This window comes from Agromyces intestinalis, assembly GCF_008365295.1.
GTDB lineage: Bacteria > Actinomycetota > Actinomycetes > Actinomycetales > Microbacteriaceae > Agromyces > Agromyces intestinalis.
Map to the genome: position 1 here is coordinate 17,246 of NZ_CP043505.1, position 26,004 is coordinate 43,249.

Below are 26,004 nucleotides of genomic sequence, written 5' to 3' on the forward strand. Positions count from 1 at the left end.
CGGTGAATCAGCGCGGCGGCAAGAACCGCGAGCGGCGCATGTCGCTCGGCGCGCACCTGCTCGAGCTGCGCCGCCGGCTGTTCATCTCCGCGGCCGCGATCATCGTCGGCACGGGCGTCGGCTGGTGGCTGAACAGCGCCTACGTCTGGACGGCCATCCAAGCCCCGGTGCAGAACGTCGCCGACGCACGCGGCGACAAGACCGCGATCATCTTCCCGACCATCTCGAGCGCGTTCGACCTGCAGCTGCAGATCGCGTTCACGATCGGCATCGTGATCTCGAGCCCGGTGTGGCTGTACCAGATCTTCGCGTTCCTCGTGCCGGGGCTGAACACGCGCGAGCGCAAGTACACCTTCGGCTTCTTCCTGACTGCGATCCCGCTGTTCTTCGCCGGCTGCGCGGCCGGATGGTTCGTGCTGCCGAACATCGTGCGCCTGATGACGAGCTTCGTGCCCGACGGCAGCGACGCGCTGTTCACGGCTCGCGAGTACGTCGACTTCGTCACGAAGCTCGTCGTGGCGATCGGCATCGCGTTCGTGGTGCCGGTGTTCATCGTGCTGCTGAACTTCGCGGGCATCTTGACCGCGGCGGGCATCCTGAAGTCGTGGCGGGTCGCGATCCTCGTGATCGTGCTGTTCACGGCGATCGCGACGCCGTCCGCCGACGTGGTCTCGATGTTCCTGCTCGCGATCCCGATGGTGGTGCTGTACTTCGCGGCCTGGTTCATCGCGTGGCTGCACGATCGTCGCGTCGCGAGGCGCCAGGAGGCCGAGTTCGGCACGGCGCTGGCCTGATCGCGGCGGGTCCACGCGGCATCCGCCGTAGGCTGGAACGGTGACGAGCCCCTCACCGGCCGAGCGCTACGCGCTCTCACGCGAGCAGCGGCGCCGGCCGCGCCTGGCCGAGTTCGCGTCCACGCTCAAGTTCGACCTCGACCCGTTCCAGAGGGCCGCGTGCGGTGCGCTCGACGAGGGGCGCAGCGTGCTGGTCGCCGCCCCGACGGGTGCGGGCAAGACCGCGATCGCCGAGTTCGCGGTGTACCTCGCCATGCAGGACCCCGACGCGAAGGTGTTCTACACGACCCCGATCAAGGCGCTGTCGAACCAGAAGTACCAGGAGTTCGTCGACGCGTGGGGCCCCGACGACGTGGGCCTGCTCACCGGTGACACCAACGTGAACGCGACCGGTCGCATCGTGGTGATGACCACCGAGGTGCTGCGCAACATGCTCTACGCCGACTCGCCGCTGCTCGATCGGCTCGCCTACGTCGTGATGGACGAGGTGCACTACCTGGCCGACCGCTTCCGCGGCGCCGTGTGGGAGGAGGTCATCATCCACCTCCCCGAGGCGGTGCGGCTGGTCTCCCTGAGCGCCACGGTGTCCAACGCCGAGGAGTTCGGCGACTGGTTGCAGGCGGTACGCGGCGACACCGACGTGATCGTCTCCGAGGCGCGCCCGGTGCCGCTCGAGCAGCACGTGCTGGTGGGCGGCAAGATGGTCGACCTGTTCGACTCGTCGGGGCAGGCCGCGGCGAACCGCGTGAATCCCGAGTTGAAGCAGCTCGCGAGGGCGAGCCGCTCGCTCGGCACCAGGTCGCAGCGCGGGAGGCGCGGTTCCGACCGTGGGGGGTACCGCGGCCGGGGCCGGGGCGGCGGCGCGCCGGGCACGGGCCGCGCCGATCGGCCAGACGTCGTCGCGCTGCTCGCGTCCAAGCACCTGCTGCCCGCGATCGTGTTCATCTTCTCGCGCGCCGGATGCGACCAGGCGGTGCGGCAGGTGCTGCGCAGCGGCATCCGGCTGACGGATGCCTCGGAGCGCGACGAGATCCGGCAAGTCGTCGAGGCCCGAGTGCGGATGCTCCGCGACGAGGATCTCGCGGTGCTCGGGTACTGGGACTGGGTCGAGGGGCTCCAGCGCGGCGTGGCCGCCCACCACGCGGGTATGCTGCCCGCCTTCAAAGAGGTCGTCGAGGAGCTGTTCCAGCGCAAGCTCCTGAAGGTGGTGTTCGCGACCGAGACGCTCGCACTCGGGGTCAACATGCCGGCGCGCTCGGTCGTGCTCGAGAAGCTCGAGAAGTTCAACGGCGAGGCTCGGGTGCCGATCACGCCGGGGGAGTACACCCAGCTCACGGGGCGCGCGGGCCGGCGCGGCATCGACATCGAGGGGCACTCGGTCATCCAGTGGGTCGACGGGCTCGACCCCGAGGCGGTCGCGGCGCTGGCCTCGCGGCGCAGCTACCCGCTGAACTCGAGCTTCAAGCCCACCTACAACATGGCGGTGAACCTCATCGACCAGTTCGGCCGCGAGCGCACCCGGCAGATCCTCGAGCTGTCGTTCGCGCAGTTCCAGGCCGACCGGGCCGTGGTCGATCTGGCCCGCACGTTGCGCAAGCAGGAGGAGTCGCTGTCGGGCTACGCCGAGGCGATGCGCTGCCACCTCGGCGACTTCGGCGAGTACTCGGGGCTGCGGCGCCGCATCAGCGACCTCGAGAAGGAGGCGGCGAAGGGCAACCCCACGCATGCGCAGCGCGAGCGGATGCAGCGCGAGCTGGTCAGGCTGCGCAAGCAGTTGCGGGCGCACCCGTGCCACGGCTGCGCCGAGCGCGAGCAGCACGCCCGCTGGGCCGAGCGGTGGTGGCGGCTCCAGCGCGAGCACGACCAGCTGTCGCGGCAGATCCGCACCCGTACCGGGCAGGTCGCCAAACGGTTCGACCGGGTGACCGAGGTGCTCTCGAAGCTCGGCTACGTCGAGCGCGATCGGCACGGCGAGCTGGTGTCGACGTCGGCCGGGCGCATCCTGAAGCGCATCTACGGCGAACGCGATCTGCTCGTCGCCGAGTGCCTGCGCCGTGGCCTGTGGGACGAGCTCGACCACGCCGGGCTGGCCGCGATGGCCGCCGCCCTCGTCTACGAGCCGCGACGCGACGACCGCGGCATCGAGTACCGCCTGCCGCGCGGCCCGTTCCGCGCCGCACTCGAGGCGACCGGGCACGTCTGGAGCGAGCTCGACGACCTCGAGCGCGAACACCGGCTGCCGGGCAGCGAGCCGCCGACCGCGGCGCTCGCGAACGCCATGCACGCGTGGGCGCGCGGCTCGAGCCTCGGCGACGTGCTCGCCGACACCGAGCTGGCCGCCGGCGACTTCGTGCGGCTCGCCAAGCAGGTCATCGACCTGCTCGACCAGATCTCGATCGTCGCCGACGGCGAGGTCGGTCGGGCGGCGCGCGATGCGATCGACGGGGTGCGTCGCGGGGTCGTGATCGACACGCTCGCGGGGTAGCAGCACGGTCGGTGCGACGGGCGCGACCCTCTCGATCACGATTCGATCGGATGCCTCACGGCCGGCGCCGGCACGAGGCATCCGGCCCCGTCGCTTAGGCTGAACGACGTGCCCGCCCCCCGCCCCCTTCTGCCCTGGTGGGCGGCGATGCTCGTCGCCGTCCTCGCCGGATTCCTCACCGACGCCGCGTATCCCGAGCTGGCCATCTGGCCGCTCGTGTTCGTCGGCGTCGCCCTCGCGCTGCTCGCGCAGATCGGCCGCAGCGTCGGCGGGGCGTTCCTGATCGGGTACACCTACGGCGTGAGCTTCTACCTGGTGCACGTCGAGTGGACGTCGCGGTACCTCGGCCCGGTGCCGTGGCTCGCCCTCTCGCTGTTCGAGGCGCTGTTCGTCGGCGTCGGAGGCATTGCGATCACGCTCGCGTACCGCTGGGTTCCGCGGGTCTGGCCGGGGCGGTGGGCGCGTCTCACGGCGCTGCCCGCGGTCGTCGCGGCGCTGTGGATCGCAAAGGAGACGGTGATCGGCAACTTCCCGTACGGCGGGTTCCCGTGGGCGCGGCTCGCGGTCAGCCAGTCGCAGAGCCCGTTCGCCGAGGCGGTGTCGTGGATCGGGTTCGCGGGGCTCGGCTTCGCGATCGTGTGGGTGACGGCCTCGGCGATCGAGTGGGTACGGGTTTCCGCCGAACCCGGCGGCCCGTTGCTGCCGCGCCCGCGCGCGCTCGTCGGGCTCGTGCCGCTCGCGGCGGTGCTCGTCGTGGCCGGCGTCGTGCCCGCGTGGCAAACCGCGCCACAGGGCAGCCTGACGGTCGCGAGCGCGCAGGGCAACGGGCCCGCGGGGTATTTCGACGTCCGCAGCACCGGCGACGTGCTGCGGACGCAGGTCGACGCGACCGAACCGCTGCTCGGGCGCGACGATATCGACGTGCTGCTCTGGCCCGAGGGATCGGTCGACGACTCGGTGAACCCCGGCACCTCGGCGGCGCGCACCCTCGACCGCATCACAGCCGCCCTCGACGCCCCGCTCATCGCGAACACCGTCACCGTGCGCGGCGACGAGTACTTCAATACGTCGTTCCTGTGGCGTACCGGCGAGGGCATCACGCAGACCTACGACAAGCGGCATCCGGTGCCGTTCGGCGAGTACATCCCCGACCGCGACTTCTACATGTTCTTCGCGCCCGACCTCATCGGGCTCGTGCAACGCGGCTACTCGCCGGGCACGAACCCGCCTGTGTTCGACCTTGGCGAGACGATCGCCGGCCTGGCGATCTGCTTCGACGTGATCTACGACGAGGTGATCCACGAGGCGGCGCGCGACGGTGCCGAGGTGTACTTGCTGCAGACCAACAACGCCGACTTCCGGGGCACCGACGAGAACCAGCAGCAGCTCGCGTTCGCGAGGCTCCGTGCCATCGAGACCGGCCGCTGGGTGGTCAACCTGTCGACGGTGGGTCGCAGCCAGGTGATCGACGCGAGCGGGCGCACGGTCGACGCGATCCCCGCCGACCAGCCGGGGGCGATGGTGACGACCGTGGGGTTGCGCACCGGGCTCACGCCGTCGGTGGTGGTGGGCGGGTGGATCGACGGCGCGATCAGCGTGGGCGGGCTCGCGGCGCTGGCGGTCGCGTTCGTGCTGGTGCGCCGGCGACGCGCGGCCGACGCGGTCGCATCCTCACCAGAAGACGCGAATCGCCCGGTGCCAGCCGAAGGCTGAACCGGGCGACGGGCGTTGATGGGTCAGGCGCTCATCTTCTGGCCGCGACGTGCGCGCAGCAGCTGCAGGCGCTCTTCGAGCAGTTCCTCCAGCTCGGCGATCGTGCGGCGCTCGAGCAGCATGTCCCAGTGAGTGCGGGCGGTCTTCTCGCCCGACCGGTCGATCTCGACCGGCTTGGAGTCGACCAGCAAGGTCGCGCTCGCGCCGCAGGTGCGGCATTCCCAGCTCTCGGGGACTTCTGCGTCGCTCGAGAAGGTCATCACCGTCTCACGGCCGCACGTCTCGCAGAGATAGGTGTGGTTGGTCCGCTCCGCGAACACCACCCCGTCTTCACTCTGCAGGCTCTGGGCCCCGATCCGCATGCCGCGGAGGCTCCGGTCTGCCATTGATGCTCCTCTCGTCGTCTACGTGTATAAACGATGAAGCTGGGCGCAACCTTGCCGAACGCTGAGGATCTCTCAGCAGTCTCTCAGTTTCGGGCCACGATCTCGAGTGCCAGATCGCACCGATCGGTGACCAGCCCATCGACACCGTACGCCAGCAACCGGCGCATGTCGTCGGGCTCGTTCACCGTCCACACGTGCACTTCGAGCCCGGCGGCGTGCGCGGCACGGACGAAGCCGGGGGAGACGATGCGCACCCGGCCGGCGCGCTCGGGCACCTGCAGGGCGGCGGCGCCACGCACCGCCCGCCGCATCGCGGTTGCACCGAACCGGCCCGTGAGCAGGGCGCGGACGACGCCGGCGCTGCCCACCGAGGTGGCGACTCCTGGCAGCATCCCGGCGAGCCGTCTGCGGCGCGCATCGTCGAAGCTGGTGAGCAGGATCCGATCGATCGAACCGGTCGACCGCACCGCGTCGACCGTGGCGTCGACCGCCGCCGCCTCCTTCACGTCGATGTTGAACCGGGTGTCGGGGAACGCGGCGAGCGCGTCGGCGAGCGTCGGCAACCCCGCGCCGCGGCCGAGATCGATGGCCGCGAGCTCGGCAGCGGTGAGGTCGCCGACCCGGACCCGGTGCCCGGCCACGCGGTCGAGCGTCGGATCGTGCGAGACGACTGCGACGCCGTCGCGACTGCGGTGCACGTCGGTCTCGACGTAGGCCGCGCCCGAGCGGACCGCCGCCTCGAACGCGGTCAGCGTGTTCTCGGGCGCGTCCACCGCGAGCCCGCGGTGCGCGAGCACCCGCGGGCCTTCGGGGGAGAAGTAGCCCACGTCGCCATCAGGCGCGCGGCACGCCGGATGCACCAGCGGCGCCCGACTCGCCCGCACCCGGGCCCGCGGCGCGCTCGGGGTTCGGCGTGAACGCCTTGCCGATGCCCTTCAGCGCCTCGGTGAGCTCGCTCGGAATGATCCAGAGCTTGTTCGACTGGCCCTCGGCGATCTGCGGCAGCATCTGCAGGTACTGGTAGCCGAGCAGCTTCGGATCGGGATCGCCCTCGTGGATGGCCTTGAACACCGTGAGGATCGCTTCGGCCTCGCCCTGCGCGCGCAGTACCGCGGCCTTCGCATCGCCCTCGGCTTGGAGGATCGCGGCCTGCCGCTGGCCCTCGGCGGTGAGGATCGCGGACTGCTTCGTACCCTCGGCGGTGAGGATGAGCGCGCGGCGGTCTCGCTCAGCGCGCATCTGCTTCTCCATCGAGTCCTGGATCGAGTGGGGAGGGTCGATCGCCTTCAGCTCGACCCGTGAGACGCGGATGCCCCACTTTCCGGTGGCCTCGTCGAGGACGATGCGCAGCTGCCCGTTGATGTTGTCGCGGCTGGTGAGCGCCTCTTCGAGGTTGAGCCCGCCGACCACGTTTCGCAGCGTGGTGGTGGTGAGCTGCTCGACCGCGCCGAGGTAGTTCGCGATCTCGTAGGTCGCCGCGCGCGCGTCGGTGACCTGGAAATACACCACCGTGTCGATCGAGACCACGAGGTTGTCCTCGGTGATGACCGGCTGCGGCGGGAACGACACGACCTGCTCGCGCATGTCGACGAGCGGGCGCAGCCGGTCGATGAACGGCACCAGCAGGTTGAGGCCCGGGGTGAGCGTCTTGTGGTAGCGGCCGAGTCGCTCGACCACGCCGGCATAGGCCTGCGGGATGATTCGGATCGCCCTCGAGATCACCACGATCACGAAGATGACGATCGCCACGACGACGATCGCGACGATGATGGTGGGCACGTCGATGTTCACTCCGGGGTGCTCCTCTCAACCGGCACGACGACCGCCGTCGCACCGTCGATGCCCGTTACGAGCACCTGTTCGCCGACCGCGACATCCGCCTGCTCGGTGATCGGCGACAACCGCGCCGTCCAGACATCGCCGTTCTGCAGCTTGACCTGACCGCCGATGCTCGTGACCGTGCGCACCACGCGGCCGTCGGCCCCGATGAGCGCATCGACGTTGCTGCGCGCCGGATCGGCGCCGCGGCGCAGCATCCGGAGCAGTGGCGGCCGCAGCAGCAGGATGAGCGCGACCGCGACGACCGCCGCGATGATGAACTGCGCCCACCACGGGATGCCGGTCAGCCCCGAGAGCAGGCCGGCCACACTGCCGAGGGCGAGCATGAGGAACGTCATCTCGAGCGTGAACACCTCGATCGTCGCGAAGGCCAGGATCAGCACCAGCCACACGATCCAGGCGTACTGGGTCAGCACATCCATTCGCTCTCCTTCGAATTCGAACGCGCCCCCGGTTCGAACCTAGCAGGGCCGGGCCCGCGCCGGGAGATTGGTAGTGTCGACCGAGCGGACGACGCGTGCCGCGCATCACCTCAATCGACACCCGGGAGTCGCACCGTGTCCAATCCTCTCGCCGCCGGATCCCTCTCCGGTCGTGTCGCGCTCGTCACCGGGTCCTCCCGCGGAATCGGCGCCGACACCGCCCGCTACCTCGCCGAGGCCGGCGCCGCGGTCGTCGTGAACTACCGCAGCAAGGCACCGCGCGCCGACAAGGTCGTCGCCGAGATCACCGCGGGCGGCGGCCGCGCGATCGCCGTCGGGGCCGACCTGACCGATCCGGCCTCGGTCGCCGAGATGTTCGCTCGCACCGAGTCCGAGTTCGGCCCGATCGACGTGCTCGTGCTGAACGCGTCGGGCGGCATGGAGACCGGCATGGGCGACGACTATGCGATGCGCCTGAACCGCGACGCGCAGGTCAACGTCGTCGAGGGCGCGTTGGGCCACCTGGCCGAGGGTGCGCGCATCGTGTTCGTCACGAGCCACCAGGCCCACTTCATCCGCACCACGCCGACCATGCCCGAGTACGAGCCGGTCGCTCTCTCCAAGCGCGCCGGCGAGGACGCGCTGCGCGCGAAGCTCCCCGAGCTCGACGCCGCAGGCGTCGAGTTCGTCGTGGTGTCGGGCGACATGATCGAGGGCACGATCACCGCGACCCTGCTCGAGCGTGCGAACCCCGGCGCGATCCAGGAGCGCAAGGCCGAGGCCGGCCGGTTGTACAACGTCGCCGAGTTCGCCGCCGAGGTCGCCCTCGCGGCGGTCGAGCCCGTCCCAGCCGACCACACGCGCTATGTCGGCGACGTGTCGGGGTTCACACCCGACTCGCTCGACTGAACAGCGCGTTCGCGTCGAGCGCGGCGCACGCAGACCGCGGGGCCGGCGAGGGGACCTCCCTCGCCGGCCCCGTTCGTCGCGCGCGGTGATCAGGCGGCAGCGGACGCGGCGGGCGGAGCCGCCGGTCGCTTGCCCTTGCCGAAGGTGAACGCGCGGATGATCTGCACGATGCCGAGCACGATCAGCGAGATGCCGGCCAGCCAGAACAGTACGACGGCGCCCCACAGCGGCGAGAACAGCACGATGAGGCCGGCGACGACGCTGAGGATGCCGAAGAAGATCGCCCAGCCGCGCGACGCTGCGTCGCCCGACTGCACGAGCGCGACGACGCCCTCGACGATCCACACGATGCCGATGAAGACGCCGAGGAAGATGCCGATGATGACGGCCGAGCTCGTGGCGTTGAACACCACGATGAACCCGGCGATGAGGAAGAGGAGCCCGACGATGATGTCGAGCGCTCTGGAGCCGCCCGAGATCCCCCTCGAGAAGATGCCGAGGCCGAGGTACGCGATGCCCGCGACGAGGAAGTAGATCCCGAGGATCACGGTGAGCACGACGATCGAGTTCTTCGGCCAGAACGTGATCAGGATGCCGATGATGAGCGCGACCACCCCGGCGATGCCGAGCGTGGCGCGGATGGTGTTGACGGTCGACTTCGAGAGATCCTCGCCGTCGAGTGAGAACGCGGCGAAGAACGAATCGGACTGCGGACTGGACATGAGGGCCCCCTTCATGGCGCGACGTACTGCAAGCACGGTCAGGCTATGCCTCGCCGGCGACTGGGAGTCGGATGTGAACGCGCGAGTCGGAATGCGACCTCCGGGGTCGCCGTGCATGCCGGAACCGGACCTCGGGGCTGTTTCGGGGCGGGAATAGCATGGCGGGCATGCGCTCGATCGCGGCCGCCGGCGCGGCGGCTCTCGTCACGGCATCATGCGTGCTGCTCTCGGCGTGTTCGACGGGCGGCGTCCTGCCCGAGGCATCCGATCGTCCGACGGCGACCCCGACCGCCGAGCCGTGGGACCCGGGCGCGGTGCCCGATCCGGGCGGCGCGATCGAGGTGCTTCCCGCGCAGCGCGGCGACTGCCCGGTCGATCCGGCGGCGACCGATCTGATCACCTTCGTGGTCGCATCGGGCGACGACACAAGGCCGGTGCGCGTGACCTACCCCGTTTCGCGCGCCGACGGCACCCTCTTCGTGCGCCGGATGACCCAGCCCGGCCCGGTGCTCACGGCGGTCCTCGCCGAATGCTCCGACGCCGGACCGGCCCGGCGAAGCTACCGTGCGACCGCCGAGTTCGGCCCGCTCTCGTGCGCGAGGTTCGTCGGCGGCAGGCTCGTCGCCTCCGACGAGGATGCGGGCGACGCGGACGGCGCGCGGGTCGACTGCACCGGGGACTAGCGGGCTCGCGAGCAAATGGCGCCGCGGTCGCGCTCACCCCACGAGTTCGGACGGCACGACCTCGACGCCCGTTGAGCGGTCGTAGCGCTCGCGTGAGACCGCGATCTCGTCTTGATGCGCTTCGGTCCACACGACGAGCGACTGCACCGTGGCGTGCAGCGAACGGCCCATCGGCGTGAGCTCGTAGTCGACCCGGGGCGGAACGACGGGGTAGACGGTGCGACGCACCATGCCGTCGCGCTCGAGCTGGCGGAGCGTGACCGTGAGCATGCGCTGGCTGACGCCGTCGATCATGCGCTTGAGCTCGGTGAACCGCATCGTGCGGTCGTCGAGCAGGGCGATGACGAGCAGTGACCACTTGTCGGCGATCCGGTCGAGGATCTGGCGCACCTCGCAGTCTTCCCGTGCGTCCCACTGGAACGCGCTGCAGTCGTCGTCGCACACGGTTCCCGCGGGGGTACCGAGTGACTTCGAAGTGCCGTCTTCCGCCATGCCTACATAGTCACTCAAGATGTGCTCAGGCACAAGAAGTAACCGAATGATCGGAGTGACCGTGACCACAGGAACCCGTTCCGAGCCGGCGGTGACGGCGGTCGGCGGCTCGCCCGCACCTCCTGCCGAATCCCGCTTCGGCGGGCGCGCGCTCGGCCTGCTCGCGGTGCTGTGCGGCGCGGCCTTCCTCGAGGGCGTCGACATCGCGATGTTCAGCGTGGCGCTGCCCGTGATCCGTGCCGAGCTGGGTCTCGCCACCGGCGAACTGCAGTGGGTGGTGAGCGCGTACATCCTGGGGTACGGGGGATTCATGCTGCTCGGCGGGCGCGCGGCCGACCTGCTCGGGCGTCGTCGGGTGTTCCTCGTGGCCATGGCGGTGTTCCTCGCATTCTCGGGGCTCGGCGGCATGGCGACCGAATCCTGGATGCTGCTCACCGCGCGTGCCGTCACCGGCATCGCCGCCGCGTTCATGATGCCGGCCGGGCTCTCGATCATCACGACGAGCTTCGAGGAGGGCCACGCACGCACGCGGGCCCTGCTGATCTACGCCGGGATCGGCGCGGCGGGCTTCTCGATCGGCCTGGTCGCGGGAGGTCTTCTGACCATGCTCGGCTGGCGCTGGGTGTTCTTCGCGCCCGTGCTCGTGACGGCCGTGCTGCTGGCACTCGCGATCCCGCTCGTGCCCCGCGAACCTGCGCCTGCCGACGGTGGGCGAGGTGGACGCCGTCGCGTCGACGTCGCCGGCGCGGTCACGATCACGGCCGCCTTCCTGCTGCTCATCACCGCGGTCGAGCAGTCGACGCACGCGTCGCCAGTCGTCACCACCGTCATCGCCGCGGCGAGCGTCGGGCTCTTCGCCGCATTCGTCGCCATCGAACGGCGCGCGCCCGAGCCGCTCATCCCGCTCGGGTTCCTTCGCCGAACGCCCCTGCTGCGGGCGTACCTCGCGGCCGCCTCCCTCGCGGCCGGATTCATCGGGTTCCAGTTCATCGTGGTGCTGTACCTGCAGGAGTTCCGCGGCTGGAGCGCGCTCGAGACCTCCGTCGCCCTGCTCGTGCTCGGCATCGACGCGGTGCTGGCACCCACCCTGACTCCGCGGCTCGTGGCGCGGTTCGGCCTGTGGCCGGTCATCCTCGGCGGGCTCGTCGCGGCGGCGGCGTCGTTCCTGCTGTTCGTCCCGGTCGGTCCCGACTGGACGTACGCGGCGATGTTCCCGAGCTTCCTCGCGCTCGGGCTGGCATTCACCTTCGCCTACGGTCCACTCACCGTGGCGGCGACCGCGCGTGTCGACGACGCCGACCAGGGGCTCAGCGGCGGACTGCTCTACACCGCCTTCCAGTTCGGCGCCGCCATCGGCCTCGCCGCGACGAGTGCGGTGCTGATGGCCGTCGAGGGCCGCGGCGCCGTCGAGGCGAGTCGGATCGCGCTCGTGGTTCCGATCGCCGCCTCGGTGATCGGGATCGGGGTGGGCGTGGTCGCGGTCGGCCGGCGCGCACGTGCACGCGGCTGATGGTGCGTGCGCGAGCGATCAGACCGGTCGGTCCAGTCGGGCGAGCAGGCTTGCGGCCGCTCGTGCGGCGGCGGCCGCGGCATCCGGTCGATCGGCACGTTGGGCGCGCACGATGGCGCCCTCGACGATGAGCGAGACCTGGTCGGCGACCTCGTCGGATGCCTCGAGGCCGACGTGCTCCAGGTACGCGAGCAGTGCGCGCCGCAGCGCCTCGTCGTGGCGGTGCACGACCTCGACCGCGGTTCGGGGGAGCGAGGCATCCGCCATCGCGTTCGTGAACGGCGACCCGCGGAAGTCGTCGCGCGCGAACCACTCGCCCAACGCGTCGGCGAGCCGGACCAAGCTGCGACCGCGTTCGGTCGTGAGTGCGTCGACGCGGCGCACGAACCAACGCGTCCATTCCTCGTGGCGGCGCCGCAGCACCGCGACGATGAGGTCGTCCTTCGACGGATACGCGCGGTAGAACGACGCCTTCGCGACCTTCGACTCGCTGATCACGCGGTCGATGCCGACACGGAACCCCTCGTCGTAGAACAATCGGTTCGCCGTGTCGAGGATGCGCACGGCAGGGGAGGGACGCGCGGGGGAGGATGCCACCGCGTCAGTGTGACAGACTGGTCTGTCTACCGGCAATTCGAGGCAGACGAGGGGGTTCGTCGCTGGACATCCTCCCGTCCGGGTGGAAGCATCGCCGGGGTGGGGAGCCCTGACGAAGCGCAGCGCCTGCGCGATCTCGCGCTGCTGCGACGCGTGCGCGATCGGATGGATCGCGAATACGCGAAACCGCTCGACGTCGATGCGCTCGCCCGCGGTGTGAATATGTCGGCCGGGCACCTGAGCCGCGAGTTCAAGCGTGCGTACGGCGAGTCGCCCTACAGCTACCTGATGACCCGGCGCATCGAGCGCGCGATGGCGCTGCTGCGGCGCGGCGACCTCACCGTCACCGAGGTGTGCTTCGAGGTCGGTTGCTCGTCGCTGGGCACCTTCAGCACCCGGTTCACTGAGCTCGTCGGCGTGCCGCCGAGTGTCTTTCGCACCCAGCCCGACGGCATCTTCGAGGGCGTGCCGTCGGTGCTCGCCAAGCGCGCCGCCAGACCGGTCAGGAATCGAGAAGCACCGACCTCGGCACGCAAGTAGCTTGGCGATATGGACATCACGATTCAGTACACCTTCCTGCCGCACACCGACCCCGAGGCATCCCTCGCGTTCTACCGCGACACGCTCGGATTCGAGGTGCGCAACGACGTCGGCTACGAGGACATGCGGTGGATCACCGTAGGCCCGGCCGGCCAGCCCGACACCTCGATCGTGCTCACCCCGCCGACCCCCGACCCGGGCACCACCGACGACGAGCGCCGCACCGTCGCCGAGATGATGGCGAAGGGCACGTATGCGTCGATCGTGCTCGCGACGACCGACGTCGACGGCGCGTTCGACCGGGTCGCCGCCACGGGTGCCGAGGTCGCCCAGGAGCCGATCGACCAGCCGTACGGGGTGCGGGACTGCGCGTTCCGCGACCCGGCGGGCAACATGGTCCGCATCCAGCAGCCGCGCTGAGCGGCATCCGACGCTGTTCCACCCCACCGCCCGACCCGACGATGGAGACCGCATGACCGACGCACCCGCCACCGACGCACCCGCAACCGACCACCCCGCCGACACGCACGACCTGATCCGGGTGCAGGGCGCCCGCGAGAACAACCTGAAGGATGTCTCGGTCGAGATCCCGAAGCGCCGGCTGACCGTGTTCACCGGCGTGTCGGGCTCGGGCAAGAGCTCGCTCGTCTTCGACACGATCGCCGCCGAATCGCGGCGGCTGATCGACGAGACCTACAGCGCGTTCGTGCAGGGGTTCATGCCGTCGGTGCCGCGGCCCGACGTCGACGTGCTCGAGGGGCTGACTACCGCGATCCTCGTCGACCAGGAGCGCATGGGGGCGAACCCGCGCTCGACCGTCGGCACGGTGACCGACGCGAACGCGATGCTGCGCATCCTGTTCAGCCGCCTGGGCGAGCCGTACATCGGCGGGCCCACCGCGTTCTCGTTCAACATCCCGACGCAGAAAGCCAGCGGCGTCATGATCGGCCCGAGCGGCGAGAAGAAGATCGTGCAGAACGCGATCTACCTCGGCGGCATGTGCCCGCGGTGCGAGGGTCGCGGCACGGTGTCCGACCTCGACCTCTCGCAGATCGTCGACGAGTCGAAGTCGCTCGACGAGGGCGCGATCATGGTGCCGGGCTACACGGCCGACGGCTGGATGGTGAAGGGCTTCTCGCAGTCGGGGTTCTATCCTGCCGACAAGCCGATCGCGGCGTTCACCGAGAAGCAGCGGCAGCTCTTCCTCTACGGCGAGGTGACGAAGGTCAAGATCTCGGGCATCAACATGACGTACGAGGGGCTCATCCCGAAGATCACGAAGTCGATGCTCTCGAAAGATCTGGACGCACTGCAGCCGCACATCCGCGCGTTCGTCGAGCGGGTGGCGACCTTCGCGACCTGCCCCGAGTGCGACGGCACCCGGCTGACCGAGGGCGCCCGCTCGTCGAAGATCGACGGCATCAGCATCGCCGACGCCTGTCGCATGCAGGTCACCGACCTCGCCGAGTGGGTGCGCAGTCTCGACCGCCCCGAGGCCGGGCCGCTGCTCACCGCGCTCGGCGACAACCTCGACGCGTTCGTCACGCTCGGGCTGGGATACCTCTCGCTCGAGCGGCCGTCGGGCACGCTCTCGGGCGGCGAGGCGCAGCGCATCAAGATGCTGCGTCACCTCGGGTCATCGCTGACGGATGTCACGTACGTCTTCGACGAGCCCACGATCGGTCTGCACCCGCACGACATCCAGCGCATGAACGAGCTGCTGCTGCGCTTGCGCGACAAGGGCAACACGGTGCTCGTCGTCGAGCACAAGCCCGAGATGATCGCCATCGCCGACCACGTCGTCGACCTCGGCCCCGGCGCGGGCGGCGACGGCGGCGAGATCACGTACGAGGGCGACATCGCCGGGCTCAGGGCGAGCGGCACCCTCACCGGGCGGCACCTCGACGACCGCGCCGCGATCAAGCCGACGCTGCGCACCGCGACGGGCGCCATCGAGGTGCGCGGCGCCGACGAGCACAACCTTCAGCAGGTCGACGTCGACATCCCGCTCGGAGTGCTGACCGTGGTCACAGGCGTCGCGGGGTCGGGCAAGAGTTCGCTGATCCACGGGTCCGTGTCGGGCCGCGACGGGGTGGTCTCGATCGACCAGGGCGCCATCAGAGGGTCGCGCCGCAGCAACCCGGCGACGTACACCGGGCTGCTCGAGCCGATCCGCAAGGCCTTCGCGAAGGCCAACGGGGTGAAGCCGGCCCTGTTCAGCGCGAACTCCGAGGGCGCGTGCCCGACCTGCAAGGGGTCTGGTGTGATCATCACCGAGCTGGGGTTCATGGACACCATCGAAACGCCCTGCGAGGACTGCGGCGGCAAGCGGTTCCAGGCGGGCGTGCTCGAGTACCGGCTCGGCGGGCTCGACATCACCGAGGTGCTCGATCTGCCGGTGTCCCGGGCGCACGAGTTCTTCGCGTCGGGCGAGGCGAAGCTGCCGGCAGCGGTCGGCATCCTCAGCCGGCTCGAAGACGCCGGGCTCGGCTACCTCACGCTCGGGCAGCCGCTGTCGACGCTGTCCGGCGGCGAGCGCCAGCGCATCAAGCTGGCGATCGCGATGGGGGAGCAGGGCGACGTCTACGTGCTCGACGAGCCGACGACGGGCCTGCACCTGGCCGACGTCGAGAACCTGCTGAACCTGCTCGACCGGCTCGTCGACTCGGGCAAGTCGGTCATCGTGATCGAGCACCACCAGGCCGTCATGGCGCACGCCGACTGGATCATCGACCTCGGCCCCGGCGCCGGTCACGACGGCGGGCGCATCGTGTTCGAGGGCACGCCCGCCGACCTGGTCGCGGCGAAGTCGACGCTGACGGGGCAGCATCTCGCCGAGTACGTCGGCGGCTGAGACTCAGAGAGCCCGGGGGAGACGTGTTCAGTGCCAGTCGCTGATCCAGATGTCGACCGGGTCGGGTCGGCCCGCGCCGTTCTCGACGAGCTCCTTCAGGCTGAGCAGGTAGATCGCCCACTTCGTGCTGCAGTGGTGCATGAACTCCACCGGCTCGCGCCAGCCCACGTGCCGGAAGAGCACGATCACGAAGTCGCCCTCGGTGCGGATGTCCCATTCGACCGTCGTGCCGATCCACTCCTGCGGACCATCCGACACCTTCCAGACCACTCGACGCCCGGGTTCGAGCTCGACGACCTCCATGTCGATGCCGCCCGGTCCGAACCGGAACTCGATGACGCCGCCGATCGACGGATCACCCGACGTGCGCTCGGCCCACCAGCCCGACAGGCCGTCGATCGTCGCGATCGCGTCGTAGACGCGTTCGGCCGTCGCATCCTTCATTCCTACTCGATGCAGGATGTCAACCATCGTTCCGCTCCTCGCTTTCGTTCTGTTGGTGTTCGTCGGTCTCCCGCTCGTCCGGGTGCGGGGCAGCGGCGTCGCGCTCGTGCTGGATGCGCTCTGCGATGCGCTGGATGCGCCGCAGACGGGCATCCCATGCGGCTCCCACCTGTGCGAGCTGAGCGCTCGCCCGGGCGAGTTGTGCGTCGTCGACGTCGTACCGGCGCTCGCGACCCGAGGTGGTGGCGGTCACGAGCCCGACGCGCTCGAGCACGCTGAGATGCTTCGCGATCGCCTGTCGCGAGACCGGAAGCCGGGCGCTCAGCGTGGTCGCGGTTCCCTGCTCGGCGAGCAGCAGGTCGAGCATGCGGCGCCTCGTCGGCTCGCCGATCGCCGACCAGAGGTCGTCGTCGATCGCGGTGCTCACCGGGTCGCTCCAACGCCCTCCGCGTACGCGGGGAGCCGGCCGAGGAAGAAGTCCCACCCGGCGACGTGCGAGTCGTACTCCTCGACGACTTTCGTCTCGGTCCATCCACGCTCGCGGAAGCCGGTCTCGGTCATGCGAAGCCGGGTGCCGGTCGCATCGGGTTCGAGCTCGAACACGACCAGCAGCGAGTTGCCGAGTCGAACGCTCTCGTCTTCGTCGTACGTCCACCGGAAGGAGAACCTCCGCGGACGCTCGGCCTCGACGACGCTGAACTGCACCCATTGGAGCGAGCCGTCGGGATTGCGGAACCCGATGCGCCCGCGTTCACCGGGCACCGGGGGATACTCAGCCTCGTCGGGCCACCACTCGCGGACGTGAACGGGATCGCTCACGACGTCGAAGACGATCTCGGGGGTGGCGTCGATATGCAACTCCCGTTCGATGCTCGCGTACTCCATGTCGTTCCTTTCGCAACTATTGGTTGCGTGTCAGAGTAGCGAGCGATCTCGCTATCCGCAACCAATAGTTGCGTTCGGGAAGTCGGTGGTCGAGATGGGGGTGAATTGCGGCGTCGGATCGAACACACGCGTGCCGCCGGCCGCGAGGCGGCCGCGGTACCAACGCGCGAGTGCCGGCCGCGGGTCGGCCGCGGTACGCGCGCGAAGCGGCAGGAAAGGCTTCGTGAAGTGGCTGGTGGGCGCGATTTCTCCAGCGGATCCGGACCTGTGGACAATGCGCCGATAATGCACATTATGTCGGATCAGGCTTTGGCGCCGCACCCCCGCGCGGATCGACCTGCGCCCGATGGGATGCTGGTCTCATGACCTCGGCAACCGATTCGCGCACCCTGTACGTCACCGATCTCGACGGAACACTGCTGCGGTCCGACGGATCGGTCAGCTCCGAATCGGCGCGTATGCTGAACGCCCTCATCGACGACGGCATCCTCTTCACCTACGCGACGGCGAGATCGTTCCTGGGCTCCCGGAAGGCCACCGCGACACTGCGTCTGCGGCTGCCGGTGATCGCGTACGGCGGCACGGTGACCGCCGATCCCGATACCGGAGAGCACCTCGATCTGCGCCTACTGGACGAGCGCACCGTCGAGGCCGCGCTTCGTCTATGCGCGGCACACGACTCGATCGAGCCGATCGTGCACACCTTCGAGCGCGGCCGGGACTGGGTGCGCTGGCGCCCCGAGCGGGTGACCGCGGGGGTGCGAACCTTCCTCGAAGCGCGCCCCGGTGACCCGCGCTTGCGGCCGATCACGCGCGAGGACCCCCTCGACACCGCCACCGTGTTCTACGTCGCCATCATCGGGCCGAATGCCGTGCTGACCGAGCTCCGCGACGCCCTGCTCCCCTCGCTCGGCAACGCGGCCCACTTCCTCAGCGTCGACCAGGGAACCCCGGGCCTCGACTGGCTCGAGATCCACGACGGCGCAGGAACGAAGGCGAGGGCCATCCATCGGCTGATGCGCCGGCTCGGCGCTGATCGCGTGGTCGTCTTCGGCGACAACCACAACGATCTGCCCATGTTCGAGATCGCCGACGCGTCGTACGCGGTCGCGAACGCGGTTCCCGCGGTGCGCGCAGCCGCGACGGGTGTGATCGGCGGCAACGACGAGGACGCCGTCGCGCGCTGGATCGCCGAGCATGTCGCCAGCACGCAGCAGTTGAGCGCGTAGCTACTCCCCCAGCGCCGCGGCGAGTCGCTCGAGCGAGCCGGGCACGAGCGCGTAGTACGCCCAGCTCCCGCGCCGCGTGCGACTCAGGAATCCGGCGTCCATCAGGATCTTCAGATGGTGCGACACGGTCGGCTGCGAGAGCCCCGTCGGCTCGGTGAGATCGCACACGCACGCCTCTCGCCCCTCGGCCGCGGCGACGATCGAGACGAGCAGCACTCGCGTCGGATCCCCCAGCGCCTTGAACAGCGAGGCGGTCGCGGCCGCTTCCTCGGGGGTGATCGGCGCGCTCGTCATCGACGTGCAGCAGGTCTCCGGTTGGATGGCGGGCAGCTCGATGACGTCGGTCATGCCTCACATCCTACGCCATATTGACATTCTTCGATATGGGCGGGATGCTACGTGCATCGATGTTCTTCGATGCCAAGGAGGCATAGTGACCCTCGTCGAGCTGACCACCCCGATCCCACGCGACGCCCGACTCGACGGCCTGCCCGTCGCGATCGTCGGTGCCGGCCCGATCGGACTCGCGGCCGCCGCGAACCTCGTCGAGCGAGGCATCCCCTTCGAGGTCTACGAGGCCGGCGACGCCGTGGCCGACTCGGTCCGCACGTGGGGCCACACCCGGCTGTTCTCCCCCTGGCGACACCTGATCGACCCGGCATCACGCCGTCTCCTCGAGGCCACCGGCTGGGCGCATCCGCGTGACGACGGACTTCCCACGGGTACCGAGCTCGTCGACGAGTATCTGCTGCCGCTCGCTGCACTTCCGCAGATCGCCGAGCACCTCGTGACGGGCGCGGAGGTGATCGCGATCAGCCGTGACGGTGTCGATCGCACCCGAACGGCGAGCCGTGAGACCACGCCATTCCTGCTTCGCGTCGCTGGCCCCGACGGCCCCTACGAGGTGAGAGCACGCGCGGTGATCGACGCGTCCGGCACGTACCGCACCCCCAACTCGCTCGCCTCGTCGGGGCTCGACCCGCTCGGTGCCGAGGAAGCGCGCGATCTCGTGACCCACGCGCTGCCCGATGTGCTCGGCAGCGAGCGCGACCGATTCGCGGGCCGTCGCACGGTCGTCGTCGGCGCCGGCCACTCGGCCGCGAACACCCTCCTGAAACTCGCCGAACTCGCCGAGACGTACCCCGGCACGGAGGCGACGTGGGTCATTCGCAACCCCTCGGCGATCCGGGTGAGCTCGTCGGCCGACGACGAACTGCCGGCCCGCGCGTCGATCGGCGCCCGCGTCGATCGACTCGTCGGCGAGGGACGCATCCGACTCGTCGACCGGTTCGAGACCGTTCGGCTGCGTCGCGACGGCGACCGGGTGACCCTCATCGGTCACCGCGGCGACGCCGTCGAGGAGCTCACGGCCGACGTGATCGTCAACGCCACCGGCTTCCGCCCCGACCTCGCCCTGCTCCGCGAGATCCGCCTCGATCTCGACGAGGTCGTCGAAGCGCCGCGGCGCCTCGCCCCGCTCATCGATCCCAACCTGCACAGCTGCGGCACGGTGCGACCGCACGGGTTCGCCGAACTCGAGCACCCCGAACCCGGCTTCTTCCTCGCCGGCATGAAATCGTACGGCCGTGCCCCGACGTTCCTCCTCGCCACCGGATACGAGCAGGTGCGCTCGATCGTCGCGCACCTCGCGGGCGATCACTCCGCCGCCACGAGCGTCGAGCTCCAACTGCCCGCGACCGGGGTCTGCTCGTCCAGCCTCACCGAAGATCGCAGCGATGGCGCACCATCGTGCTGCGGCAGCGCGTCGCCGTCGAGTTGCGGCTAGCCATCGATCCCGCCGAATCGGAGACTGAACCTATGGACACCCAGCCCACGATCCTCTTCGTCTGCGTCCACAACGCCGGCCGCAGCCAGATGGCCGCCGGCTACGCCCGCGCACTGTCCGGCGGCACGGTGACCGTGCTGTCGGGCGGTTCCGAGCCTGGAACCGGGATCAACCCCGTCGCGATCGAAGCCATGCGTGAGGAGGGCATCGACATCAGCCGGGCGGTTCCGCAGCTCCTGCAGACGGATGACGTGCGCGCCGCCGACGCGGTGATCACGATGGGCTGCGGCGATGCCTGCCCGATCTTCCCAGGCAAGCGCTATGAAGACTGGGAGCTCGACGACCCCGCCGGCAAGGACCTCGTCACGGTGCGGCGCGTCCGCGACGACATCAGGTCGCGGGTCGAGCAGCTCCTGCGCGAACTCGACGTCGAGGTCGTCGCATCCTGAAGGTCGAAGCGCAGCGAGGCCGACCTGTCACCGACTCCCCTGCTCGCGCAGCCGTTCCAGCTGCCACGCGTGCACGTCGGCGACCCATTCCCATCCGGGCGCGGCCGACGCGCCGATCCGTGGGTCGTCGGGGTCCTCGCCGTCGCGCAGGGCGTGCACGTACGCGCGATCCCGCTCGATGCGTGCGCGCAACTCCTCGGCGTCGCCGACCGAGCCATGCCCCGGGATGACGACACCCGCGCCATCTGCCACGTCCTCGAACAACCGCAGCGCGGCGAGGTAGTCCTCGACCGGTTCCGCAGCGTCGAGGTCGAGCATCGGAACCAGCACGTCCGAGAGCATGTCGCCGGCGATGAGCACCCCGCGCTCCTCGATGAACAGCGCCGCGTGGCCGGAGGCGTGGGCCCGGTGCTCGATGACCCGTGCGACGGGGCCGTCCCATGGAACGCGCGCGGCGTCGACAGGCAGACCGGTCACGCCGCCGAGCAGCTCCATCGGGATGTCGTCGGCGAACTCGGGTGGGAGTCCCTCGGCGACGCGGACCTCCCAGTCCGCGTTCGACAGCTGGTTCCGGATGTCGGCCGCACAGCGGGCGGTGCCGTACCGAGGCGGTTCGCCGAGTTCGGCGTGCCAGAGCACGTGATCCCAATCGGGATGCGTCGAGAACCCGGCCGCCACCGCCCGCCCCGACTCGCGCAGGTCGTTCGCGATGCAGGTCAGCTCCGCACGCGTGATGCCGGGGTCGACGAGCAGCACGCCGTCGATGCCCTGCACGGCGGTGGTGTTGCTCTGGATGCACTCGCTCTCGTGAACCAGCACACCTTCCGCGACCTGCCTCAGCATGGCTCACCCTCCCCGTCGGGCGCCTTCTGCGCTCCCTTGCGAGGATAGATCAGCGGTCGGCGAGCGGCGGGGCCGCGAGGCATCCTCCGCCTGGTTATGACCAGTTCCGCTAAGCTGGTCATAACGATTCGGAGCCCGCATGCACCCGACCCGCACGACCATCGACCTGTCCGGCGGACCGGTCTCCTACCTGAGCTGGCGCCCCGATGCCGCGCCGCGATCGACGATCCTGCTCCTCCACGGCGGCGGGGTCGACGATGCATCCCTGTCGTGGGGCGCCCTCGCTCCGCGGCTGGCCCGGGCCGGCCATCGCGTCATCGCGCCCGATCATCCGGGTTTCGGCGAGAGCCCCCTGCCCTCGTGGACGGTGACCCAGGAGCGCCTCGTCGACTACGTCGGCGAATTCGCCGATGCGGTGGGCCTCGACCGCTGCATCATCGGCGGCCTGTCGCTCGGCGGCGGCATGACGATCGGGCACGCGCTCGCCAGGCCCGACCGCGTGACGGGAGTCCTGCTCTTCGCCACCTACGGGCTCATGGATCGCCAGGTCGACGGGGTCTTCGGTGCGTCAGCGCACGCCCTCACGTGGCTGATGCTCCGCACGGGCCTGCTCGATGTCGCCCAGCGCGCCTACGCCCGCGATCGGCGCCTCCTCGCCCGCGGCATGCGTGAGATCGTCCGCGATCCGGGGCAGCTGACCGACGAACTGCTCGACGAGGTCGAGGTCGCCGCGCGCCGACCCGGGAGCGGCACCGCGTTCGGCCAGTGGCAGCGCGACCAGTTCGGTTGGCGCCGCCTCCGCACGAACTACGCGTCGCAGGCCGGGCAGCTCCGCTCCCCCGTGCTCGTCGTGCACGGCGACCGGGACTCCGGCGTGCCGCTCGCCGTCATCGAGCGAGCCGCGGCCGGCATGCCCGACGCCCGCCTGCTCGTCGTGCCCGGTGCGGGCCACTGGGTGCAGCGCGACCGCCCCGACTTGGTCGCGACCGCGGTGGTCGACTTCCTCGACGAGCTCGAAGGAGGGCCGGATGCCTCGTCCGCTCATCCCTGACCGCCGCGGGCGCCTGCTCGACGCTGCCGAGCACATCGTCCTCGAGCGCGGCTTCGACGCCATGAGCATCCAGTCGCTGGCCGACGAGGTCGGCATCGCGAAAGGCGCGGTCTATCGCGAGTTCGCGAGCAAACGGCACATCCTCGATGCGCTGCTGTCGCGCTCGACGGATCGGATGTCGGCGGCGAGCAAGGCGCGACTGGATGACGCGGAGCATCCGTCCCTCAGCCGGTCCTATGCGGTCGCGGCCGAGGTGCTGCTCGACGACCGCCTGATGACCGCCGCCTTCCTCGACGACCGGGGGGTGCTCGGCTCCTACCTCGACGAGAAGCGCGACGACCGCTACCGCGCACGGCACCGGGCGGTCGTGGAGTGGATCGCGGCGCTGCAGCAGCGTGGCGAGCTGAGCACCCGTGTCGACGCCGAGGCGCTCGCGCTCGCACTCTCGAGCGCCACCATCGGCCTGCTGACGGCGGCGAAGCACCTCGGGCCGCTCACGAACGACGACCTCCGGGCGGCGATCGGCGCGCTGGCCGTGCTGGTGTCGTCGCTCGAGTCCGATGCCGCCGAGCGGCCCGGCGTCAAGCCCCTGCCGGCGAGCCCCCCTCGGCCGTAGCTTCAGGGACATGGGCGATCCGCGAGATGAGCCCACGCCGCGCGACGAGAACGCTGCGACCGAGCATCCCGACGTCGGCGGCGAGCAGGTCGGTGCGCTCAGCGACGACGACCTGATCCGCAAAGACGTCAGTGAGTCCCCGGGGAGCGAAGCCGAGGTTGCTGCCAAGCAGCGCGATCCGTTGCCCGACTCGCTCGACGACGACATCGACGCGGGTCAGATCCGCGCGGTACCCGGCACCGGCGGGCCCGACGACGCCGGCGACGTCGACGTCGATCCCGACGACCTCAACCTTCCCGGCGCTCGATGATCCGAACCCGCTCGATCCGAACGCCTTCGATGATCCGCACGGCCGTGCCGCCTCACCGGCGTTCTCACCGACGCCCGAGACGCGTGCGCACCGCGAGTCCGGCGCACGCGATCACCGCGACGCCGCCCAGCGCGGTCGCCCACGTGATCTGCTCGCCGAGCAGCACTGCGGCCCAGAGGATGCCCATCACCGGCTGCACGAGTTGGATCTGGCTGACCTGCGCCATCGGCCCGATCCCGAGACCGCGATACCAGGCGAAGAACCCGAGGAACATACTCACCGCCGCGAGGTAGCCGAACGCCAGCCACTGCATCGGCGTCGCGGTCGGAGGCGAATCGACCACCGAGACGGCCGTCAGCGCGGTCATGACCGGTGCGGCGAGCACGAGTGCCCAGCACACGGTCTGCCACGATCCGAGTTCGCGTGCGAGCAGTCCGCCTTCTGCGTAGCCGACCGCGGCGGCGATCATCGCACCGAACAGCAGCAGGTCGGCGGCGTGCAACTCGCCGAACCCTCCGCCCTGCATCGACGCGAAGGCCATTGCGACGATCGCGCCCAGTGCGGCGAACACCCAGAACCTGCCGGCCGGCCGCTCCTTGGTACGCAGCACCGCCATGACCGCGGTGGCGGCGGGCAGCAGGCCGACGACCACGGCCGCGTGACTCGCGGGCACGGCCGTGAGCGCGAACGAGGTGAGCATCGGGAACCCGACGACCACACCGCCCGCGACGACGGCCAGGCGCAGCCATTGCGTGCGCGTCGGCCGGGGCTGACGGGCGAGCGCCAGCGCGACCGTGGCGAGCAGTGCGGCGACCACGGCGCGCCCCGAGCCGATGAACAGCGGCGAGAGCCCGCCGACGGCGATGCGCGTGAAGGGCAGCGTGAACGAGAACGCCGCGACGCCGAGGAACCCCCACCGCAGTCCGGCCCGACGCGATAGCACTTTCGGCTCGGAAACGATAACGCTACTCTGTTCTGACATGAACGAGAGTAGCACCGATCGCATGATCGGCGACCTGCGTCGGTGGGTCGCCGGCGCGCCCGCGGGTGCTCGAGTGCCGTCGAACCGTCAGCTGATGGCCGAGTACGGCGCGAGCCCGGTCACGGTGCAGCGGGCGATGCGAACACTCGCCGAACTCGGCCTCGTCGAGAGCCGTCCCGGAGTCGGCACGTTCGTCCGTTCGACCCGTCGGCCCCGCCCCGTCGACTTCGGCTGGCAGACCGCCGCGCTCGGTTCCCAGTCGCGGCTGCCGACGTCGTCGGCGGCGCAGCGCTCGGTCGCACCCGACGCCATCGCGCTGCACTCGGGATACCCCGCCCGTGAGCTGCTGCCCGAGCGCGTGGTGCGCCAGGCCATCGCCCGCGCGGGTCGAACGGATGCCGCGGTGACCCGATCCCCGGTCGCCGGCGTTCCCGAGCTGCAGGCCTGGTTCGCCGCCGAGCTCGCGGCGTCGGCCCCGCCCGGCGCGACGCCGCCGACCGATCGCGACGTGCTCGTGCTTTCGGGCAGCCAGAGCGGGCTCAGCTCGATCTTCCGTGCGATCGTGGGCCCGGGGCATCCGCTGATCGTCGAATCGCCGACGTACTGGGGCGCCATCCTCGCCGCCGCCCAGGCCGGGGTCGATCTGGTGCCGATCCCCACCGGGGCCGACGGTCCCGACCCCGATGAGCTCGCGCGCGTGCTCGCACGCACCGGGGCGCGCGCCTTCTACGCACAGCCGACCTTCGCCAATCCCACGGGCGTGCAGTGGTCTGCCGAGCGCGGCCGTGACATCCTCGACGCCGTGCGGCGGCACGGCGCGTTCCTCATCGAGGACGACTGGGCGCACGACCTGGCGATCGACAGCGAGCCGCGCCCGCTCGCCGCGACCGACGACGACGGCCACGCCATCTATCTGCGCTCGCTCACCAAGAGCGTCTCCCCCGCCCTGCGCGTGGCGGCCGTCGTCGCCCGCGGGCCGGCGCGCGACCGCATCCTCGGCGACCGGGCCGCCGAGTCGCTCTACGTGAGCGGCCTGCTCCAGGCGGCCGCGCTCGACGTCGTCACGCAGCCCGCATGGCGCACGCACCTGCGCGGCCTGCGCGACGCGCTCCGCGCCCGCCGCGACCTGCTCGTCGACAGCCTGCGCGAGCACGCGCCCGACGCGCACCTCGATCGACCGCCGCTCGGCGGACTCAACCTCTGGGTTCGCCTGCCGAACGGTCTCGATGCCGATGAGGTCGCACGCGAATGCGAGGCGCGGCACGTGATCGTCGCGCCGGGAACCGAGTGGTTCCCGGCCGAGCCGTCGGCGCCGTACCTGCGGCTCAACTATGCCGGGTCGCACCCCGAGCGCTTCCCCGAGGCAGCGCGCGTCATCGGCGAGGTGCTGCGCGAAGCGGCGTGATCCCGGCCGAACGCCCGCGAACCGCGCGTTCGAACACATCTTCGACTATCCTGGAGTC

General features: G+C 70.3%; 29 protein-coding genes. 16 read left to right on the forward strand and 13 right to left on the reverse strand.

Features of this window, described 5'->3' with window-relative positions:
• The first annotated feature begins 38 nt into the window (after positions 1 to 38).
• The 3 genes from tatC (at position 39) to lnt (ending at position 4,992) form a co-directional block, all read left to right on the forward strand.
• Entirely contained in the window at positions 39 to 794 is a 756-nt protein-coding gene (gene tatC, locus FLP10_RS00090; protein ID WP_149161997.1) for a twin-arginine translocase subunit TatC, read from the forward strand.
• A gap of 40 nt (positions 795 to 834) precedes the next feature.
• Positions 835 to 3,279, forward strand: a complete 2,445-nt coding sequence (locus FLP10_RS00095) for a DEAD/DEAH box helicase (protein WP_149159016.1) — start codon at positions 835 to 837, stop codon at positions 3,277 to 3,279.
• Between the two features lie 108 nt (positions 3,280 to 3,387).
• On the forward strand, positions 3,388 to 4,992 hold the full coding sequence (gene lnt, locus FLP10_RS00100; RefSeq protein WP_342780548.1) for an apolipoprotein N-acyltransferase: 1,605 nt from the start codon (positions 3,388 to 3,390) through the stop codon (positions 4,990 to 4,992).
• A 23-nt stretch (positions 4,993 to 5,015) separates the two neighbouring features.
• Here lnt and FLP10_RS00105 read toward each other — a convergent pair whose 3' ends face one another.
• The 4 genes from FLP10_RS00105 to FLP10_RS00120 form a co-directional block, all read right to left on the reverse strand.
• The gene (locus FLP10_RS00105) at positions 5,016 to 5,378 is read right to left on the reverse strand and encodes an RNA polymerase-binding protein RbpA (protein ID WP_149159017.1); all 363 of its coding nucleotides are present in this window, start codon (positions 5,376 to 5,378) and stop codon (positions 5,016 to 5,018) included.
• A gap of 83 nt (positions 5,379 to 5,461) precedes the next feature.
• A complete protein-coding gene (locus FLP10_RS00110) occupies positions 5,462 to 6,205 on the reverse strand; it encodes a glycerophosphodiester phosphodiesterase family protein (RefSeq protein WP_149159018.1) in 744 nt (247 codons plus the stop codon).
• A gap of 7 nt (positions 6,206 to 6,212) precedes the next feature.
• Complete coding sequence (locus tag FLP10_RS00115) at positions 6,213 to 7,148, reverse strand: SPFH domain-containing protein (RefSeq protein WP_425457648.1); 936 nt, start codon at positions 7,146 to 7,148, stop codon at positions 6,213 to 6,215.
• A gap of 17 nt (positions 7,149 to 7,165) precedes the next feature.
• Positions 7,166 to 7,639, reverse strand: a complete 474-nt coding sequence (locus FLP10_RS00120) for an NfeD family protein (RefSeq protein ID WP_149159020.1) — start codon at positions 7,637 to 7,639, stop codon at positions 7,166 to 7,168.
• A gap of 135 nt (positions 7,640 to 7,774) precedes the next feature.
• Here FLP10_RS00120 and FLP10_RS00125 point away from each other — a divergent pair, with 135 nt between their 5' ends.
• Positions 7,775 to 8,548: an SDR family oxidoreductase gene (locus FLP10_RS00125; protein WP_149159021.1), complete on the forward strand. Its 774-nt coding sequence runs from the start codon at positions 7,775 to 7,777 to the stop codon at positions 8,546 to 8,548.
• Between the two features lie 89 nt (positions 8,549 to 8,637).
• On the opposite strand, the gene FLP10_RS00130 is transcribed toward FLP10_RS00125, so the two are convergent.
• Positions 8,638 to 9,270 carry an HdeD family acid-resistance protein gene (locus FLP10_RS00130; RefSeq protein ID WP_149159022.1) on the reverse strand — a complete coding sequence of 211 codons (633 nt, stop codon included), beginning with the start codon at positions 9,268 to 9,270 and terminating at the stop codon, positions 8,638 to 8,640.
• A 167-nt stretch (positions 9,271 to 9,437) separates the two neighbouring features.
• Here FLP10_RS00130 and FLP10_RS00135 point away from each other — a divergent pair, with 167 nt between their 5' ends.
• On the forward strand, positions 9,438 to 9,953 hold the full coding sequence (locus FLP10_RS00135) for a hypothetical protein (RefSeq protein WP_149159023.1): 516 nt from the start codon (positions 9,438 to 9,440) through the stop codon (positions 9,951 to 9,953).
• A 33-nt stretch (positions 9,954 to 9,986) separates the two neighbouring features.
• Here FLP10_RS00135 and FLP10_RS00140 read toward each other — a convergent pair whose 3' ends face one another.
• Entirely contained in the window at positions 9,987 to 10,445 is a 459-nt protein-coding gene (locus FLP10_RS00140; protein WP_149159024.1) for a winged helix-turn-helix transcriptional regulator, read from the reverse strand.
• Positions 10,446 to 10,491: 46 nt separating this feature from the next.
• Here FLP10_RS00140 and FLP10_RS00145 point away from each other — a divergent pair, with 46 nt between their 5' ends.
• On the forward strand, positions 10,492 to 11,955 hold the full coding sequence (locus tag FLP10_RS00145; RefSeq protein ID WP_149159025.1) for an MFS transporter: 1,464 nt from the start codon (positions 10,492 to 10,494) through the stop codon (positions 11,953 to 11,955).
• An 18-nt stretch (positions 11,956 to 11,973) separates the two neighbouring features.
• Here the strand turns inward: FLP10_RS00145 and FLP10_RS00150 are convergent, their stop codons facing one another.
• A complete protein-coding gene (locus tag FLP10_RS00150; RefSeq protein ID WP_168209060.1) occupies positions 11,974 to 12,552 on the reverse strand; it encodes a TetR/AcrR family transcriptional regulator in 579 nt (192 codons plus the stop codon).
• Between the two features lie 99 nt (positions 12,553 to 12,651).
• Here FLP10_RS00150 and FLP10_RS00155 point away from each other — a divergent pair, with 99 nt between their 5' ends.
• From FLP10_RS00155 to FLP10_RS00165, 3 genes are read left to right on the forward strand one after another with little or no spacing between them, the layout of a single operon-like run.
• Positions 12,652 to 13,092, forward strand: coding sequence for a helix-turn-helix transcriptional regulator (locus tag FLP10_RS00155; RefSeq protein ID WP_246150078.1), 441 nt, complete (start codon positions 12,652 to 12,654; stop codon positions 13,090 to 13,092).
• 9 nt (positions 13,093 to 13,101) lie between these two features.
• Positions 13,102 to 13,512: a VOC family protein gene (locus FLP10_RS00160; protein ID WP_149159028.1), complete on the forward strand. Its 411-nt coding sequence runs from the start codon at positions 13,102 to 13,104 to the stop codon at positions 13,510 to 13,512.
• 52 nt (positions 13,513 to 13,564) lie between these two features.
• A complete protein-coding gene (locus FLP10_RS00165) occupies positions 13,565 to 15,946 on the forward strand; it encodes an ATP-binding cassette domain-containing protein (protein WP_149159029.1) in 2,382 nt (793 codons plus the stop codon).
• A gap of 27 nt (positions 15,947 to 15,973) precedes the next feature.
• Here FLP10_RS00165 and FLP10_RS00170 read toward each other — a convergent pair whose 3' ends face one another.
• The 3 genes from FLP10_RS00170 to FLP10_RS00180 are packed head-to-tail and all read right to left on the reverse strand — an operon-like array spanning position 15,974 to position 17,275.
• On the reverse strand, positions 15,974 to 16,417 hold the full coding sequence (locus FLP10_RS00170; protein ID WP_149159030.1) for an SRPBCC family protein: 444 nt from the start codon (positions 16,415 to 16,417) through the stop codon (positions 15,974 to 15,976).
• A complete protein-coding gene (locus tag FLP10_RS00175; RefSeq protein ID WP_210418443.1) occupies positions 16,410 to 16,817 on the reverse strand; it encodes an ArsR/SmtB family transcription factor in 408 nt (135 codons plus the stop codon). The genes FLP10_RS00170 and FLP10_RS00175 overlap by 8 nt, the downstream gene beginning before the upstream one ends.
• Entirely contained in the window at positions 16,814 to 17,275 is a 462-nt protein-coding gene (locus tag FLP10_RS00180) for an SRPBCC domain-containing protein (protein ID WP_149159032.1), read from the reverse strand. The genes FLP10_RS00175 and FLP10_RS00180 overlap by 4 nt, the downstream gene beginning before the upstream one ends.
• A 362-nt stretch (positions 17,276 to 17,637) precedes the next feature.
• On the opposite strand from FLP10_RS00180, the gene FLP10_RS00185 reads away from it, so the two are divergent.
• Positions 17,638 to 18,504 (forward strand): HAD-IIB family hydrolase, encoded by an 867-nt coding sequence (locus FLP10_RS00185; protein WP_149159033.1) that lies wholly within the window; start codon positions 17,638 to 17,640, stop codon positions 18,502 to 18,504.
• Here FLP10_RS00185 and FLP10_RS00190 read toward each other — a convergent pair whose 3' ends face one another.
• Positions 18,505 to 18,852, reverse strand: a complete 348-nt coding sequence (locus tag FLP10_RS00190) for an ArsR/SmtB family transcription factor (RefSeq protein ID WP_149159034.1) — start codon at positions 18,850 to 18,852, stop codon at positions 18,505 to 18,507.
• A gap of 85 nt (positions 18,853 to 18,937) precedes the next feature.
• Here FLP10_RS00190 and FLP10_RS00195 point away from each other — a divergent pair, with 85 nt between their 5' ends.
• Positions 18,938 to 20,290 carry an NAD(P)-binding domain-containing protein gene (locus FLP10_RS00195; protein WP_149159035.1) on the forward strand — a complete coding sequence of 451 codons (1,353 nt, stop codon included), beginning with the start codon at positions 18,938 to 18,940 and terminating at the stop codon, positions 20,288 to 20,290.
• 32 nt (positions 20,291 to 20,322) lie between these two features.
• Complete coding sequence (locus FLP10_RS00200) at positions 20,323 to 20,739, forward strand: arsenate reductase ArsC (protein WP_149159036.1); 417 nt, start codon at positions 20,323 to 20,325, stop codon at positions 20,737 to 20,739.
• 27 nt (positions 20,740 to 20,766) lie between these two features.
• On the opposite strand, the gene FLP10_RS00205 is transcribed toward FLP10_RS00200, so the two are convergent.
• The gene (locus FLP10_RS00205) at positions 20,767 to 21,582 is read right to left on the reverse strand and encodes an MBL fold metallo-hydrolase (protein WP_149159037.1); all 816 of its coding nucleotides are present in this window, start codon (positions 21,580 to 21,582) and stop codon (positions 20,767 to 20,769) included.
• 139 nt (positions 21,583 to 21,721) lie between these two features.
• Between FLP10_RS00205 and FLP10_RS00210 the strand changes: the two genes are divergently transcribed.
• From FLP10_RS00210 to FLP10_RS00220, 3 genes are read left to right on the forward strand one after another with little or no spacing between them, the layout of a single operon-like run.
• A complete protein-coding gene (locus tag FLP10_RS00210) occupies positions 21,722 to 22,633 on the forward strand; it encodes an alpha/beta fold hydrolase (RefSeq protein ID WP_149159038.1) in 912 nt (303 codons plus the stop codon).
• Positions 22,611 to 23,249, forward strand: a complete 639-nt coding sequence (locus FLP10_RS00215) for a TetR/AcrR family transcriptional regulator (RefSeq protein ID WP_149159039.1) — start codon at positions 22,611 to 22,613, stop codon at positions 23,247 to 23,249. The genes FLP10_RS00210 and FLP10_RS00215 overlap by 23 nt, the downstream gene beginning before the upstream one ends.
• 10 nt (positions 23,250 to 23,259) lie before the next feature.
• On the forward strand, positions 23,260 to 23,559 hold the full coding sequence (locus tag FLP10_RS00220) for a hypothetical protein (protein WP_149159040.1): 300 nt from the start codon (positions 23,260 to 23,262) through the stop codon (positions 23,557 to 23,559).
• A 64-nt stretch (positions 23,560 to 23,623) separates the two neighbouring features.
• Here FLP10_RS00220 and FLP10_RS00225 read toward each other — a convergent pair whose 3' ends face one another.
• Positions 23,624 to 24,541, reverse strand: coding sequence for a DMT family transporter (locus FLP10_RS00225; protein WP_149159041.1), 918 nt, complete (start codon positions 24,539 to 24,541; stop codon positions 23,624 to 23,626).
• Between FLP10_RS00225 and FLP10_RS00230 the strand changes: the two genes are divergently transcribed.
• On the forward strand, positions 24,540 to 25,946 hold the full coding sequence (locus FLP10_RS00230) for an aminotransferase-like domain-containing protein (protein WP_149159042.1): 1,407 nt from the start codon (positions 24,540 to 24,542) through the stop codon (positions 25,944 to 25,946). The two genes, FLP10_RS00225 and FLP10_RS00230, sit on opposite strands and share 2 nt — an antisense overlap.
• Positions 25,947 to 26,004: the final 58 nt, after the last annotated feature.

What these genes read in the sequence shown, in the direction of transcription:
- FLP10_RS00220 (WP_149159040.1), top strand. Translation starts at nt 23,260, where the DNA reads ATGGGCGATCCGCGAGATGAGCCCACGCCGCGCGACGAGAACGCTGCG.
- FLP10_RS00130 (WP_149159022.1), bottom strand. Translation starts at nt 9,270, where the DNA reads ATGTCCAGTCCGCAGTCCGATTCGTTCTTCGCCGCGTTCTCACTCGAC.
- FLP10_RS00135 (WP_149159023.1), top strand. Translation starts at nt 9,438, where the DNA reads ATGCGCTCGATCGCGGCCGCCGGCGCGGCGGCTCTCGTCACGGCATCA.
- FLP10_RS00105 (WP_149159017.1), bottom strand. Translation starts at nt 5,378, where the DNA reads ATGGCAGACCGGAGCCTCCGCGGCATGCGGATCGGGGCCCAGAGCCTG.
- FLP10_RS00200 (WP_149159036.1), top strand. Translation starts at nt 20,323, where the DNA reads ATGGACACCCAGCCCACGATCCTCTTCGTCTGCGTCCACAACGCCGGC.
- tatC (WP_149161997.1), top strand. Translation starts at nt 39, where the DNA reads ATGTCGCTCGGCGCGCACCTGCTCGAGCTGCGCCGCCGGCTGTTCATC.
- FLP10_RS00180 (WP_149159032.1), bottom strand. Translation starts at nt 17,275, where the DNA reads ATGGAGTACGCGAGCATCGAACGGGAGTTGCATATCGACGCCACCCCC.
- FLP10_RS00120 (WP_149159020.1), bottom strand. Translation starts at nt 7,639, where the DNA reads ATGGATGTGCTGACCCAGTACGCCTGGATCGTGTGGCTGGTGCTGATC.
- FLP10_RS00210 (WP_149159038.1), top strand. Translation starts at nt 21,722, where the DNA reads ATGCACCCGACCCGCACGACCATCGACCTGTCCGGCGGACCGGTCTCC.
- FLP10_RS00230 (WP_149159042.1), top strand. Translation starts at nt 24,540, where the DNA reads ATGAACGAGAGTAGCACCGATCGCATGATCGGCGACCTGCGTCGGTGG.
- FLP10_RS00145 (WP_149159025.1), top strand. Translation starts at nt 10,492, where the DNA reads ATGATCGGAGTGACCGTGACCACAGGAACCCGTTCCGAGCCGGCGGTG.
- FLP10_RS00140 (WP_149159024.1), bottom strand. Translation starts at nt 10,445, where the DNA reads ATGGCGGAAGACGGCACTTCGAAGTCACTCGGTACCCCCGCGGGAACC.
- FLP10_RS00205 (WP_149159037.1), bottom strand. Translation starts at nt 21,582, where the DNA reads ATGCTGAGGCAGGTCGCGGAAGGTGTGCTGGTTCACGAGAGCGAGTGC.
- FLP10_RS00215 (WP_149159039.1), top strand. Translation starts at nt 22,611, where the DNA reads ATGCCTCGTCCGCTCATCCCTGACCGCCGCGGGCGCCTGCTCGACGCT.
- FLP10_RS00190 (WP_149159034.1), bottom strand. Translation starts at nt 18,852, where the DNA reads ATGACCGACGTCATCGAGCTGCCCGCCATCCAACCGGAGACCTGCTGC.
- FLP10_RS00160 (WP_149159028.1), top strand. Translation starts at nt 13,102, where the DNA reads ATGGACATCACGATTCAGTACACCTTCCTGCCGCACACCGACCCCGAG.
- FLP10_RS00170 (WP_149159030.1), bottom strand. Translation starts at nt 16,417, where the DNA reads ATGGTTGACATCCTGCATCGAGTAGGAATGAAGGATGCGACGGCCGAA.
- FLP10_RS00185 (WP_149159033.1), top strand. Translation starts at nt 17,638, where the DNA reads ATGACCTCGGCAACCGATTCGCGCACCCTGTACGTCACCGATCTCGAC.
- FLP10_RS00225 (WP_149159041.1), bottom strand. Translation starts at nt 24,541, where the DNA reads ATGTCAGAACAGAGTAGCGTTATCGTTTCCGAGCCGAAAGTGCTATCG.
- FLP10_RS00165 (WP_149159029.1), top strand. Translation starts at nt 13,565, where the DNA reads ATGACCGACGCACCCGCCACCGACGCACCCGCAACCGACCACCCCGCC.